Source organism: Chryseobacterium sp. A321, assembly GCF_054489265.1.
This window is the reverse complement of sequence record NZ_JBTMWZ010000001.1, coordinates 602,342-616,172: the sequence shown is the minus strand read 5'-3', so window position 1 is coordinate 616,172 and position 13,831 is coordinate 602,342. Positions and strand designations below refer to the sequence as shown.

Here is a 13,831-nt window from a genome sequence, read left to right as displayed (position 1 = left end):
ATTTGATAATATAAGACTTACTTCATGATAGAACTCATACTATCAGCGGTTGGACTTGGTTTAATGCTAAGTTTAGTTTTCATAGGACCTATTTTCTTTCTATTAATTGAAACTAGTTTTTTACGAGGACCAAGGCATGCATTAGCATTGGATTTGGGCGTGATTGCCGCAGATATACTTTGTATTATCGCAGCCTATTTCGCCAGTTCAGACATAGTCCATCTTATTGATAAACACCCTAGTTTTTATCGAATAACGGCACTGCTTTTATTCATCTATGGTCTTTTCATGATTCTGACCAAAACAAAGATGCACATCAAAGGAGAGGGAAATCTAATTTCTCAAAATTATTTTAAAACCTTTGTTAATGGGTTTATTTTTAATCTCCTAAATATCGGAGTCATCCTTTTTTGGTTAGTGACTGTGGTCTCTGTACGCAATCAGTATCCGCAGCAAAATAATTTTATACTCTATCTTTCACTGGTCATTATAACCTATTTGTGTGTGGATATGGTGAAAATATTCCTTGCAAAGCAATTTCACTATAAACTAAATCAAAACATTGCAAATACGATACGACGTGTAGTAGGATTCATATTATTACTTTTTAGTCTTGTTGTGTTTCTCCAAAGTTTCAAGAAATTTAATCGTTTAGATACGCAGATCGAAGAAGCACAAAAAAAAGAAATTAAGTTACAAAAACAGGAGCCCTAAATTAGACAAGGGAATGGAAAGAAAGGAGGAGGAATCAAATGAAAATTATGAAGACAAAATTAGCTCAGAAGCCGCTTGGGAAAAATAGTCGAATTGCAATTATCTCTCCTGCTGGCGCTGTTAAGGCCTCGGATTTAGAAGGTACGTTAGATCTACTTAAAAAAGAAGGATTTGAGCCTGTTCTGGGTCGATATGCACTCGGTGAGCATGAGGAAGGCTACATGTACTCGGGAAGCATTAAAAACCGATTAGAAGACCTGAATTGGGCGTTAAACGAGGAGTCGATTGATGCGGTGTGGGCTACCCGAGGAGGATACGGTTGTCAGCATTTACTCAAAGGCATTCAGCTGGACCCATTACACAAAACACCAAAATGGTATGTTGGGTATTCCGACAATACCGTAATCCATAGCTATTTGCTAAAGAAGGGATGGAATTCCATTAACGGTCAAACGATTAAAACCTCGAGTTTCCAAGTAGATCCTAAGTCCTACCAGCTCATATTTGATGTTTTCAAAGGCATTAAACCTAATTATTTAGTTGAAGTGCATGAACATAATAAAAGAGGGGAGGTTGAAGGTGTAATCGTTGGAGGTAATTTAGCCTTAGTCTATGCTTTGCTCGGAAGCCCTTATAGTTTTGATTTTCAAGATAAGATCCTTTTTATAGAAGAAATAGGAGAGGAGTACTATGCTTTAGATCGTATGATTACGAGCTTAGAACTTGCGGGTGTATTCAGTCAAATTAAAGGACTGATTGTAGGAGGGATGACTAGCATGGGGAAGAAAGATAAGAACAAGAATTACGAATCTTTCTATGATCCGTATTCCTACGAGCTCATTGCTAGTAGATTAGAATCCTATGAAATTCCTATGCTATTTGGATTTCCAAACGGACATATTTTCGATAACAGACCGTTAATTATTGGGTCGGAAGTGAAACTCAAGGTAGATTCCAAATGTAGCATTGAGTTTTTGTAAAATAAGAGGAACACAGAATAGGTCTAATGTTCCCCTTAAGTGCTTTGCCTTATTTAATTTCGACACATCCAACTCTACCTCCTGCATTTCCAGTCGGTTGAGTTTTGAAGTCATCCGCTTTTGCATGAATAATGATGGCTTTTCCAATTACATTTTTATTTGGATCGTCACATCCCACACACCATTTGTCGGTTTTCATGACCAAACGGGCTGTTCCGTCCTGATTGGTTTTTAAATTTCCTATATCGCCTGCATGATGATCAGAATCGCCCCATTTTCCATGGTCCTTAGCAAGGGGATTCCAGTGTCCACCTGCAGAGCTTCCGTCCGCTGCAGAACAATCACCTGTTTCGTGAATATGAGCTGCATGCGTACTGTTCGGATTTAAATTGTAGACATTCATGTCTAGTTCTACTTCGCCAGCCTTTTGTGTAAAGCTTACCGTACCTTGAGTATTCGTATCGCTTTTAGACTGAATGGCGTAGGTCTTTGTCGTCCCGCAAGAAACAGCAGTGGCAAGCACAGCACCGATTAAGAGGAATGAAGAATTTTTCATAAAATAAAATTTAAAATTAGATTAACTCGAGCCTAAATTTACTGATTATTAAGCGAAAGAATAGTAAGATGTCGATATTTTAGAAAGCTTTTTTGAATAAATGTAAGTAGGGTGATTACCGGAATAGATGGTTTTGTCATTTCAAAGACTTTTTAAATTCATTTTGAAGCAGGTTCTCACGGAACGTTAAGGAGTTAAATGTGCGGATTTACCCGTAAAATCACCATCCTTTACGTTCTTTTTCCAAAACCGGTACGAATCTTTACGGTTCAGGATACAAAATATACGGTTCGGTCGGTTCGCTTTTGAAAAAAAGCTTCGAGCGAATACCTTTGTTCTATAAATATAAAGAATATGAAAAATGTACTACTTATTACCGGAATTCTATTTTCTCTAAATTTTGTTTCTGCTCAACAAGGAGAACAAATCAATATGCACGAGAAAATCGAACAATTAGAGCAGCGTCCTTCCTTTGAGCATTTAAAAAAGTTATCAAATGAGTTTGCTACTCTGGCTAGCCAAGACCCATCGAATTGGCTTCCCAACTATTTTGCTGCCTTGGCACAAATACGGATGGGAAGAAGCCTTATGATGGAGGGTAAAATTGGAGAATTAGATCCCTATGCAGATAAAGCAGAGAGTTATGTAGCGAAAGCAATGGCCTTACAACCTGAAAACGCAGAACTCTATATTTTGAAAAAGATGATTCATGGACTTAGGTTAATGGTTAATCCCATGGAGAGATATGCAAGTGAAAGTATGCTTGGTGCCCAGTCTTTAGAAAAAGCGGAAAAAATCGATCCGACCAATCCTAGGATTACACTCTTGCGTGCAGAAGATTTGTATTATACTCCAGAAGAGTATGGGGGTAGTAAATCAAAAGGACTTGAGCTCTTTGCAAAGTCGATCGAACAGTTTGATTCCTATCAAGTAAAAGGAAAAAATGCTCCAAATTGGGGTAAGTCTGAGGCTGAGTATTTCTTAAAGTCGAAACCTTAAAGTCGCGAAGTACGGACCAAAACCAATATTGTATGCTAGAACATTTCATTAATAGGAAAGCAAATCCATGGACTGGGAGATTCTCGCGATGGATTTGGATTCACAGTATCGTACTTATGCTTCTGATACTGCTCTGCAGAATGCATGAGTCCTCACAAGAAAAATTTCTCATCTCGGTATATCTTCTAACCGTATACGGACAATTTGTGATTTTTCATTTGTTCTATCATGCAAGTGTAAAACCCTGGTTAAAATCTAATGATTCCACAATAACCAAATCTAATTAAAATGTATCTTTACTTAAACGCTATTAAAAATGTCTAAAAACCTTCGTAACATACTGCTAATTACTCTGATACTCTCGAGCCTCTTGTTTGGTTTTCTTACCCCTGACAGGACCGTTGCGAATCTTGGTCTTACCCTTGGCGTATGTTTAATGTATACCGTAATACTTGGCGTAAGTAACACTGCATTAAATACGTTTTTGAATCAGAAGTTTTCATGGGCAAAAAATACGGGGAAGCGAGTAGCCCTTGGTATTCTTTTGACTCTAGTGGTCAATGCAGTCCTTGTTCTACTTTGCAATTACCTGAATTTTATCGTGATTCAAGGGGAGGATCCTTCCCATTTTTTCAACGGGGATATGAATTTTAGACACTGGTTTATATTAAATATTGCTCTATTAGTTACCGCAGTAATGCATATTAATGGATTTGTTAAGGCCCTAAAGAGAAATACTCGGAGTGAGGTCGTGGAGCAAAAAATCATTGCTTCAGCGGCCAATGCACAATTTGAGAGTTTGAAAAACCAATTAGACCCTCATTTTCTATTCAATTCTCTAAATGTGTTGAGTGCCCTAATTGAGGAAAATTCTGAAGCAGCGCAAAAATTCACCGATTCGATGTCAAAAGTATACCGGTATGTTTTGGAACAAAAGGACAAAGAATTAGTAAGCACACAGGAGGAAATTGAATTTGCAAAAACCTATTGTGAGCTTCTTAAAACGCGTTTTGAAGAAAGTGTGCAATTTGAATTTGATGTGAACGAAAAAACCTTAGAAGCGTTCGTAGTCCCACTTTCTTTGCAACTTTTGTTGGAGAATAGCATCAAGCACAATTTTGCCACTGAAAGTAGGCCGCTACGTATACGAATCTATTCTGAGGAGGGTTTCTTATGCGTCGAGAATAATTATCAACCTAGAGAACAATCCAAAGAGCGCCATGGAATCGGGCTGAGCAATATTGTGCAGCGCTACGCACTATTAACCTCACGCAATGTATACATTGAAAAATCGGAAGAAAAGTTTAAAGTAAAAATACCCTTATTAACTAAAAAAATCACAGCAATGCAAACCTATGAATATACGGAAGATACTTCCTACAAACAAGCTAAAAAACGAGTGGAAGAACTCAAAGGGTTCTATGGAAATTTAATATCCTACTGCATTTTCATTCCTTTTTTGTTTTTTATCAATTGGAAAACCTCGCCTAACTACTGGTGGGCATTTTGGCCCATGCTAGGGTGGGGAATCGGAGTGGTATCCCATGCAGTCCACATTTTTGGCATCGGACGCGATTGGGAAGAGCGACAGATTAAAAAGTATATGAAAAAAGAAAATGCAAATACCAACCAATGGAAGTAACAAATACACAAACGCAGAAGTCTCTTGAATACCGCAAAGCGAAGGCGAGAGTAAAAAATCTCAAAACCTACTATTTCATGCTTTTTGGATATGTAATTATTGTACTGATATATTTTCTAAATAAAAGCGGCGAACCCTTCTTTAGTCTTGGACCTTTTTTGAACGGTTGGCTTCTTACTCTCTGGGGTGTATTTTTGATTTTGTTTGGACTATTTCTTTACATACCTTTTTTTCGTCATTGGGAAGATAGGCAGTTAGAGAAGGAACTGAAACGAATCGAGAAGTATGCTACCAAAAACAATCAGGGATTATGAGTTCAGATCAAACCTACCAAACCGCGAAAAGGCAAGTACGGAAAATAAAAGGCTTTTACATTCATTTGCAGGTCTATTTAACTGTTTTGGTGTTTTTGACCCTTCTTCCTTATCTGGTTCATGAGGGTGAGGAAGATTTCAGTGCCATTTGGGGACTAGGATTTTGGGGAATTGGTCTGCTTGCCCATGGCTGTTCCGTATTTATTCCTAAATTTATCCTAGGAAGGAAATGGGAGGAGAGAAAAATTGAAGAATTGATAAGGAAGGAAAAAGCTAAGAAAAATGCAACGTAAGACCAAAACGCTCATTATTGAAGACGAAAAACCAGCCGCACGAAAGCTAGAAAGGCTTATTAGCTTGTTTCCTGAGTTGGAGCTAGTTGCAGTGCTGCATTCGGTGGAGGAGGGAGTGGATTATTTTAAAAATAGCCCACATCCCGACCTCATATTTTCAGATATTGTCCTTGGAGATGGTGTCTCGTTTGACATCTTTGATCAAATACCCACCCAGAGTTTTATTATTTATACGACCGCCTTTGATAATTATACGTTACGAGCATTTAAGCTCAATTCAATTGATTATTTACTTAAACCCATTGGAAAGCCAGAATTAGAATGTGCTATTGAAAAGTATCGAAAATTTGCACCCCAAGAGCAGCATTATGCGGATTTAAATTTCCGAGAATTAATTAGTACTCCAAGAGCCTCACTCTCCAGAATTTTAGTAAAAATAGGTTACAATTTAAAGGTCATCCCGGTGGAAGATATAAGTTATTTTTTTAGCGAAAATAAGACGGTCTATGCCCAAACGTTAGAGAGGACTTATCCTACTGATTTTACACTTGAGGAACTGCAAGAGAATTTAGATCCCGCCGCGTTTTTCCGAATCAATAGACAAACGATCATTCGATTGGAAGAGATTCGAAATATTCATACTTCGCCTCAATTCAAAGTAGAAATGGCGGGTCAATCGCATGAAGAAATCATTGTGAGTAGGGAACGGGTGAAGGATTTTAAAGCTTGGCTAGAAGCCTAATCTTTTTAATTGATAACACCACTTCCAATAAGCTCATCTCCTTGATACCATGCCACAAATTGTCCTTCCGCTACGGCAGATTGAGGGGTTTCAAATTCAACATACAGTCCTGATTCCTCTTGGTAAAGTGTGGCTTTGCTTAAGGGTTGACGGTATCGAATTCTAGCCATTACCTCCATAGATTCTCCTACATTTAAACTTAAGTCCGGACGAATCCAGTGTATTTCTTCAGGAGTCACTTTAATCACTTTTTGAAATAGGCCAGGGAAGTCTTTTCCTTCTCCCACATAGAGAATGTTATTTTCCATATCGCGAGAGAGGATAAAGCAACTTTCTTTGTGTCCACCAATCCCTAAACCTTTGCTTTGTCCAATCGTGTAGTACTGCGCTCCTTGGTGTTTTCCAATGACTTTTCCTTCCGGTTTCTGGTAGGTGATTTTTGAGGATAAATATTCGAGCTCCTGAGTTTTTGTTTCAAACGTTGGAAGTTCTTTCTGAAAAATAGGATGGTCTTTGAAAATCTCCACAATCTCACCTTCTTTTGGCTCTAGCTGTTGCTTTAAAAATTCAGGTAAGCTCACTTTGCCAATGAAACATAACCCTTGAGAATCCTTTTTTTCTGCAGTGACCAAATCTAGTTTTTTAGCAATTTCTCGCACTTGAGGTTTGGTCAGTTCTCCAATGGGGAAAACAGCTTTAGAGAGTTGTTGTTGGTTAAGTTGACATAAGAAATAGCTTTGGTCTTTGTTGGAGTCTATTCCTTCTAAAAGTCTGTAGATTTCTTTTCCTTCCGAATTCTTTGTGGAGTCTAAACGTGCATAATGGCCCGTTGCAACTTTGTCTGCACCGAGAGACAAGGCGGTATCTAGAAAGACATCGAATTTTACTTCACGGTTGCACAAAATATCTGGGTTGGGAGTACGACCTTTTTGGTATTCTTCAAACATGTAGTCCACGATACGCTCTTTATACAAGTCACTCATGTCAATCACTTGGAATGGGATTCCTAGTTTTTGTGCTACTAGCAGAGCGTCATTGCTGTCCTCAATCCAAGGACATTCATCCTCTAAGGTAACGGAAGCATCGTTCCAATTGCGCATGAATAACCCCACCACGTCGTGCCCTTGCTGCTGAAGCAGGTAAGCGGCAACGGATGAGTCTACACCTCCAGAAAGTCCAACTACTATTTTCATGTGAATACTTAAAAAATATTTTTGCAAATTTACGACTTAATTATTCAAAAAGTCGGTTCTGTGATTCATGGAACGAAAGACAGAAATAGACAATTTAAAAAACAACAAATGAAAAATTTACAGAAAATATCACTTTTGGTTTTGGTGCATCTCTTTGCCTTCAGCTTCGCCCAAGAGTCCTACTCCCAAGAGGAGGATCCAGCTCCTTCCCGATGGACACTCGGAGGATCTGTGGGTCTAGGAGGGTCCTTTGGAAGCGGAAGCTCAAGCACGGCTTTATCCCTTTCCCCCAAAGTTGGGTATTGGCTAACGCCTGCATTGCAGGGTGGATTAAGTACAAATTTTATGTGGCAAAACTCAAAGTATTTCTCAACCTCGATTGCGGGCGTGGGACCCTTTTTAAATTATTTTGTGCTTCCTAATTTTTATCTTTCCTCCAAGTATGAACATTATTTTGTGGGTCAGAAGGACAAAGCGACCTCTCAAAAGATATCGGACTCTGAGCCCTCCCTTTGGTTTGGATTAGGGTACGCTCAGCCCATAGCAAGAGGTTCCTACCTTCAAATCGGAGGAATGTATAACGTTCTTTACAAAAAGAATAGTTCTGTGTTTTCCAGTGGATTTTCGCCCACGCTCGGAGTTATGATTGGACTTTAAAAGGGTAGAGATTGAAATTATCTAATTTCACTTCGGATTAAAGCAAGGAGAGATACTCCACACCGTGTTGAGGATCTTCTTTAGGTTCTGTTTTCGAAAACTGTTTATGAAATTCGTCGTAATAGCAATTCGATTCCATCTCCGTTGTAAATAACTTTTTAAAGAAGGTAATTCCGAATACAGCGGCTAATCCTAGTGTGCTTGCAAGTAATACTTTTGTTTCGATTTTCATTTTCGTGAGATTTATCTCTCTGTAACTTGCAAATTATGTTCCTTTCTACCCCATGGAACGTATAAAATTTGTTAAAAAAAATGTATTTTTGGTCAAATTGTATAATAATGAATTTAAAATCACTGGTTATGACTTCAGGAGTTGCTTTCCTTACTTCCTGTACAGCACAAACTTCATCAGGCGAAAACACGACCATGTATCCAGAAACTAAGAAAACCGATGTGGTAGACGTTTATTTTGGGCAAAACGTTGCCGATCCCTACCGATGGTTGGAAGATGACATGGCGACCGACACCCAAGCTTGGGTGCAATCACAAGCGGCGTACACCGATCGTTATTTATCGAAAATACCTTTCCGCCAGGATATAAAAAACCAATTAAAAGAAATTTGGAACTATGAAAGGGTAGGAGCTCCATATAAAGAGGGTGATTATACTTACTTTTCAAAAAATGATGGACTTCAAGCCCAGTCCGTGATTTATCGTACCGATAAGGATGGGAAGACGGAGGTCTTTCTAGACCCTAATACCTTTTCGAAAGACGGAACGACTTCGCTTGCAGGTCTATCGTTCAATAAGAGCGGGAAACTTGCCGCATATTCTATCTCTGAAGGGGGCAGTGATTGGAACAAAATCATTATTCTTGATGTGGATAAAAACCAGGTGATCGACCAAACCATTCAAGATGTGAAATTTAGTGGAGCTTCTTGGCTTGGAGAAGAAGGATTTTTCTACTCTAGCTATGATAAGCCTGAAGGAAGCGCACTATCAGCGAAGACCGATACGCACAAAGTTTACTTTCATAAACTAGGAACCGATCAAAAAAATGACGAACTGATTATTGGAGGTGAGGATTTCAAAAGACGCTACATGAATGTAGGGGTCTCAGATGATCAACAGTATTTAATTCTTTCCGCCGCTAATGCCACCAATGGCAATGAGTTATACATTAAAAAGATCGGTTCGAAATCGGATTTTACTCCGATTCAAACAGGGTATGACTACAATACCAATTTCATTGATTCAAAAGGAGATACCCTTTATTTGCTTACCGACAAAGGCGCGCCGAATCAACGTGTGGTCACTGCGAATATAAATACGCCCACGAAATGGACGGATCTAATTAAGGAAACCTCGGACGTACTTGGAATTTCCACAGGAGGCGGAAATCTTTTTGCAAGCTACATTAAGGATGCGGTCTCTGTCGTTAAGCAGTACGACTATACAGGCAAGCTCATTCGTGAGATCACTCTTCCAGGAAAAGGATCCGCGGGTGGTTTTTACGGGAAAGCAGAGGACAAAGATCTATACTATTCATTTAGTAACTATATCACACCGGGAACCACATACAAATTTAATGTTGCGAGTGGAAAATCAGAGGTTTATTACAAGCCAAATGTAAAATTCGATGCGGACAATTATGTTTCGGAACAGGTTTTCTATACTTCCAAAGATGGCACTAAAGTACCTATGATTATTTCCTACAAGAAAGGTCTTAAAATGGACGGAAAAAACCCAACCATTCTTTACGGATATGGAGGTTTCAACGTCAGCTTAACTCCAGGTTTTTCCGTTGTTAATGCAGTTTGGATGGATAATGGAGGCGTTTATGCTGTACCTAACATTCGCGGTGGTGGAGAATATGGGAAAAAATGGCATGATGCCGGAACTAAACTTCAGAAAAAGAATGTGTTTAATGATTTTATTGCCGCGGGTGAGTATTTGCAAAGCAAAGGATACACCTCAAAAGACTACATGGCCATTTCAGGTGGTTCTAATGGCGGACTCCTAGTGGGTGCCACCATGACCATGCGTCCTGATTTAGCAAAGGTCGCACTACCTGCTGTAGGAGTTTTGGATATGCTACGATACAATAAGTTTACCGCAGGAGCGGGTTGGGCTTACGATTATGGCACGGCCGAAGACAGCAAAGAAATGTTTGAATACCTTAAATCGTATTCCCCCCTACACAATGTGGCTGAGAATGCATGTTATCCTTCCACTATGATTACAACGGGTGATCATGACGATCGCGTTGTGCCTGCGCATTCGTTTAAGTTTGGAGCTGAGCTTCAGGCCAAACAAGGCTGTGACAAGCCCATTCTACTTCGTATTGAAACCAATGGAGGACACGGGGCAGGTAGATCGACGGATCAAATGATTAACGAAAATGCTGATAAATTAAGTTTCACGTTAAGTGAAATGGGTATCACAACGCTTGACCACTAATTTGATTGTTTGAGCAAGATCCTTTAAGCAGGTGTTCTTTTAGGGCACCTGCTTTTTGTACGCACAGCTCTTTGACAGAACGTGCCAAAAGCTCATAATTGGAATTATTACTCTGAATTGGTCCTTTTTGCACTAAATTTGATGTATACTCAGTAATCACAAACCAAAAATACTTAATATGTCAGAATTTAAACCAATGAAAACCTTGAGTGAAGTCATGAACAAACTGCGTGAACGCGGGATCCACTCGGAGTTTAGAATGAATGAAAAAGGAGAAATGGTGCTAGACCAAGGATCCGAAACGTTTGAGCCCACGGATCTTATTATTGTTAGATCCTACCGATTTGAAGGGGATAGTAATCCTGACGATAATGCCGTTTTGTATGTAGCCCAAGAAAAGGGTGGACGTCGTGGAATATTGATAGATTCCTACGGAGCAGAGAGCAATTACCCAGGAGAAAAATTTGATAATTTTATTAGGGAGATTTGCACGGAGGAAGATGATTCCTTGAATTTTGAAGCTCTATAATTCAAGGATTGCATAAACAAGAGCTAGGAAGGAGTAATGCTGCGCATTATTCCTTCTTTTTTTTCTTGAAAACCTCGAATAGTCCTTTTTTCTTTGGCTTCTCCTTCTTAACATTGATTTTTTCGTTCAAGTCTTTCTTCACGTTTTGAACGTCTGATTTTACAGCCTCCACCGTGTTTTTGGTGGTTTCCACTGTTTTTTTTGCCACGACTTCTTGCTTTTCCACATTGTTTCCAATCAAAGTCTTTTTAAGTCCTTCTTGAATGCCTTGCCAGAAAAAATTGAAAAAAGATTTGGTCTGGTCGCGCTGTACATCATCAACCGATACCGTTTCGGGATAGACTCCAGAATTGGATTTAACGAGGAGATTGGCAACCGCGGATAAGAGTTTATCCTTTTCTCCTGTACTCTTAAGGATGGAAACTTTAAGGTCCTGATGCTTCATCTGTACATTTCCGTTCAAAGTGGATCGATTGCCTGTAAAAGCAAAATCGAGCTTTTTGATATACCCTGTGGTTTGTATTTTCAAATAGGGCTCTACAAAACTATTTATACTTGAGGCGGGAAGTTCTGAAACGTTTCCATGGATCGAAAATTGATCGTTAGAAGAGCCTGTATCCAGCTTCCAATTTACTACCATAGGAGAGAGGTCCATAAATCGAGTATGGATTGTAATGGGGATTTGAGTGGATTTCGTCTGTCCAGAATTAAGATTGTCTAAATGCAGATTTAAACTTCCAAACACCAATTTACCTGGCCCGTCACTCTTTTTGGTGTCTTCTTCATAGACCAATCTTGAGTCCACGATGTCTAGGTTTTGGATATGCATCGGGATCTTTATTTTTCGAAGTAGAGCCGAATACATTGGTTTTATGGTTAGGTCATCCGGGGGGATTTTGCTTCGAAAAATCGAGGCGTCCACACCACTTAATTTCAAACTAGTTCCCTCAACGAATTTTTTATCCTGAAGAAGTTCTAGTCGACCTATAAAGTGAATTTTTTTTGCGCGGAGGTCGTACAGGTCTTTTTCGACCGGAATCCTAGAAATAAACTGATCTTGGGAAACCGAAGGTTTGTATTCGAGATTTTCGATTTGAAGCCCTTGATTCGTCCAAGAAAGTGGTCCCGTTTTCAAGCTGTAGGTCTTATTTAACTTAGAATGGTACTGATCAAAGGAAATTTTGTAGTTGCCTACTACGAAAGGAACTTTCTTTTTGGAACTTTCCTTTGTAATCTGAAAATCGGAAAGGTTTACGGCTATTCCTCTGATAATTTGAGAATTTCCCTGTTTTAGGAGGTTCAAATTGGCATCTTGAAGAGAGATTGTCTTAATGGTTAAGGGAAAATCTAATCCTGTAATCGGTGTTGGATTTTTAGAGCTTTTCGTAGCCGGTAAATAAACCTTAACGTCTGCTCCTTGCACAAGAAGGGAATTTGCATTTAAGGCGAGTTTACGGTTGATGAATTCCCAAGAATCAAGCGAAAGGCTTACGCGGTTTAACTTGCCCTCGGTCTGTACTTTCGTTGGGTTAGTAGAGGCTTTCGTAAATCGTAAATTTTGTAAATCTAATTTCTTCGGATCTATGTTCGCACTTGCAATGTGTAGGTCTTGGTGGTCATTTTGAACTCTAAGGTCTTTGGCAGAAATCAAAAAGTCAGCATAAGTGAATGGAATTCTCCCTTGCGCTGATTTTTCGTCCATTCGTAGTTTATGGATCTCCAAATCAAGTTGTCCGGCAGAGAAAGCGGTTACTCCGTTTGGCTTTAACAGATTTACCTTGGCATTTTTTAGTTCCACATCTTGCAAGTCGAGAATAAATTGGAAAGGTTTTTTCTCAGTCTTTACGGCGGTTCTATTGGATCTGATTGTGATGACAGGGTCTATAAATTCGGCTCTAGACAAAGAGAGCGTGTTTTTTTTTAGGGCTAAATCGGTAAAGTTTAGCTCTCTGGACTTCACAGAAAGCATATTTGGCTTTTTGGGATACAATTTTACGAAGTTTTCATAGCTGACGGAAGTTACGATTTCAAAGCCTTTAATGCTCATTTTCCCGTTTTTCGTCGTGATATGGTTTGCTTGAATTGCATAAAGCTCCTCGAGTTGGAAATAAAACTTATTTCCCTGAATGTCGTACTTGTCGAATACAACGGGAAGCTTGCTTTCAATTCCTTTTTCTGAAAGTTGAAGATTTGTGACTTTCAAGTTCAGATCTTCCACCTCTAGAAATCTTTCCCCTGCCGGTTTGGTAACTTTAATATTGCCGTTATCAATGGTAATATTTCGAAACGGCATCGGACTGCGTTTTTTTCCAGTTTTGCTATCTCTTGGTTTCGCTAAGGTGACTTGTAAGTTAGGGGAATTTAATACTAGTGAGGACGCCTGAATAGATTTGCCTGTGATTGCCTTCCAAATTCCGAGCTGGCTAACGTAAACCGATTTTACACTTCCGTTTAAACCAATTACATCCTTGTTCGCCGGGTTTTTGGATGCGATTTCTAAATTTTCGAGGTGAACGGATCCATTCCCAAGTTCTACGTTGAGGGACTCATAGGAAAGAATGTAGTCAGAATTGTTTTCGATATAAGAGGGTAACTTATACTTTAAAAATAAGTTGAATCCAAGATTTATTAGCACGACGGCAAGAGCAAGTAGCCCTATCGTGAGCAAAATTCTTCGGACGCTTTTTTTGTTCATCATGGGTGATAGCACTTGTGTTTATAACAAAAATAATAGCTTTTCTCCAGACAATCA

Annotated in this window: 14 protein-coding genes; 10 read left to right on the top strand and 4 right to left on the bottom strand. The window is 39.2% G+C overall.

The genetic code is table 11. The features are described from left to right. The first annotated feature begins 24 nt into the window (after window positions 1-24). Complete coding sequence (locus tag ACX3PZ_RS02950; protein ID WP_459082962.1) at window positions 25-714, top strand: LysE family translocator; 690 nt, start codon at window positions 25-27, stop codon at window positions 712-714. Between the two features lie 47 nt (window positions 715-761). Further along, window positions 762-1,694, top strand: a complete 933-nt coding sequence (locus tag ACX3PZ_RS02945) for a S66 peptidase family protein (protein WP_459111955.1) — start codon at window positions 762-764, stop codon at window positions 1,692-1,694. A gap of 49 nt (window positions 1,695-1,743) precedes the next feature. On the opposite strand, the gene ACX3PZ_RS02940 is transcribed toward ACX3PZ_RS02945, so the two are convergent. Next, window positions 1,744-2,250, bottom strand: a complete 507-nt coding sequence (locus ACX3PZ_RS02940) for a superoxide dismutase family protein (RefSeq protein WP_459082958.1) — start codon at window positions 2,248-2,250, stop codon at window positions 1,744-1,746. Window positions 2,251-2,604: 354 nt separating this feature from the next. Between ACX3PZ_RS02940 and ACX3PZ_RS02935 the strand changes: the two genes are divergently transcribed. The 5 genes from ACX3PZ_RS02935 to ACX3PZ_RS02915 all read left to right on the top strand — a co-directional run bounded on the left by ACX3PZ_RS02935 (window position 2,605) and on the right by ACX3PZ_RS02915 (window position 6,240). Next, window positions 2,605-3,249, top strand: a complete 645-nt coding sequence (locus tag ACX3PZ_RS02935; protein WP_459082956.1) for a tetratricopeptide repeat protein — start codon at window positions 2,605-2,607, stop codon at window positions 3,247-3,249. A 316-nt stretch (window positions 3,250-3,565) separates the two neighbouring features. After that, entirely contained in the window at window positions 3,566-4,891 is a 1,326-nt protein-coding gene (locus ACX3PZ_RS02930) for a 2TM domain-containing protein (protein WP_459111954.1), read from the top strand. Continuing rightward, a complete protein-coding gene (locus ACX3PZ_RS02925; protein ID WP_459082952.1) occupies window positions 4,882-5,205 on the top strand; it encodes a 2TM domain-containing protein in 324 nt (107 codons plus the stop codon). The genes ACX3PZ_RS02930 and ACX3PZ_RS02925 overlap by 10 nt, the downstream gene beginning before the upstream one ends. Then, entirely contained in the window at window positions 5,202-5,498 is a 297-nt protein-coding gene (locus tag ACX3PZ_RS02920; RefSeq protein WP_459082950.1) for a 2TM domain-containing protein, read from the top strand. Before ACX3PZ_RS02925 ends, ACX3PZ_RS02920 begins: the two co-directional genes overlap by 4 nt. Next, window positions 5,488-6,240 (top strand): LytR/AlgR family response regulator transcription factor, encoded by a 753-nt coding sequence (locus tag ACX3PZ_RS02915; protein ID WP_459082948.1) that lies wholly within the window; start codon window positions 5,488-5,490, stop codon window positions 6,238-6,240. Before ACX3PZ_RS02920 ends, ACX3PZ_RS02915 begins: the two co-directional genes overlap by 11 nt. A gap of 5 nt (window positions 6,241-6,245) precedes the next feature. On the opposite strand, the gene mnmA is transcribed toward ACX3PZ_RS02915, so the two are convergent. Continuing rightward, complete coding sequence (gene mnmA, locus ACX3PZ_RS02910; protein WP_459111953.1) at window positions 6,246-7,433, bottom strand: tRNA 2-thiouridine(34) synthase MnmA; 1,188 nt, start codon at window positions 7,431-7,433, stop codon at window positions 6,246-6,248. Between the two features lie 108 nt (window positions 7,434-7,541). On the opposite strand from mnmA, the gene ACX3PZ_RS02905 reads away from it, so the two are divergent. Then, complete coding sequence (locus ACX3PZ_RS02905) at window positions 7,542-8,090, top strand: hypothetical protein (RefSeq protein WP_459111952.1); 549 nt, start codon at window positions 7,542-7,544, stop codon at window positions 8,088-8,090. Window positions 8,091-8,127: 37 nt separating this feature from the next. Here the strand turns inward: ACX3PZ_RS02905 and ACX3PZ_RS02900 are convergent, their stop codons facing one another. Beyond that, on the bottom strand, window positions 8,128-8,322 hold the full coding sequence (locus ACX3PZ_RS02900) for a hypothetical protein (protein ID WP_459082942.1): 195 nt from the start codon (window positions 8,320-8,322) through the stop codon (window positions 8,128-8,130). A 107-nt stretch (window positions 8,323-8,429) separates the two neighbouring features. Between ACX3PZ_RS02900 and ACX3PZ_RS02895 the strand changes: the two genes are divergently transcribed. Both ACX3PZ_RS02895 and ACX3PZ_RS02890 read left to right on the top strand, forming a co-directional pair. Next, window positions 8,430-10,550 carry a prolyl oligopeptidase family serine peptidase gene (locus ACX3PZ_RS02895; RefSeq protein ID WP_459111951.1) on the top strand — a complete coding sequence of 707 codons (2,121 nt, stop codon included), beginning with the start codon at window positions 8,430-8,432 and terminating at the stop codon, window positions 10,548-10,550. A gap of 178 nt (window positions 10,551-10,728) precedes the next feature. Further along, a complete protein-coding gene (locus tag ACX3PZ_RS02890; protein ID WP_459082938.1) occupies window positions 10,729-11,079 on the top strand; it encodes a hypothetical protein in 351 nt (116 codons plus the stop codon). 46 nt (window positions 11,080-11,125) lie between these two features. On the opposite strand, the gene ACX3PZ_RS02885 is transcribed toward ACX3PZ_RS02890, so the two are convergent. Continuing rightward, window positions 11,126-13,777 (bottom strand): AsmA family protein, encoded by a 2,652-nt coding sequence (locus ACX3PZ_RS02885; protein ID WP_459111950.1) that lies wholly within the window; start codon window positions 13,775-13,777, stop codon window positions 11,126-11,128. Between the last annotated feature and the right edge of the window lie 54 nt (window positions 13,778-13,831).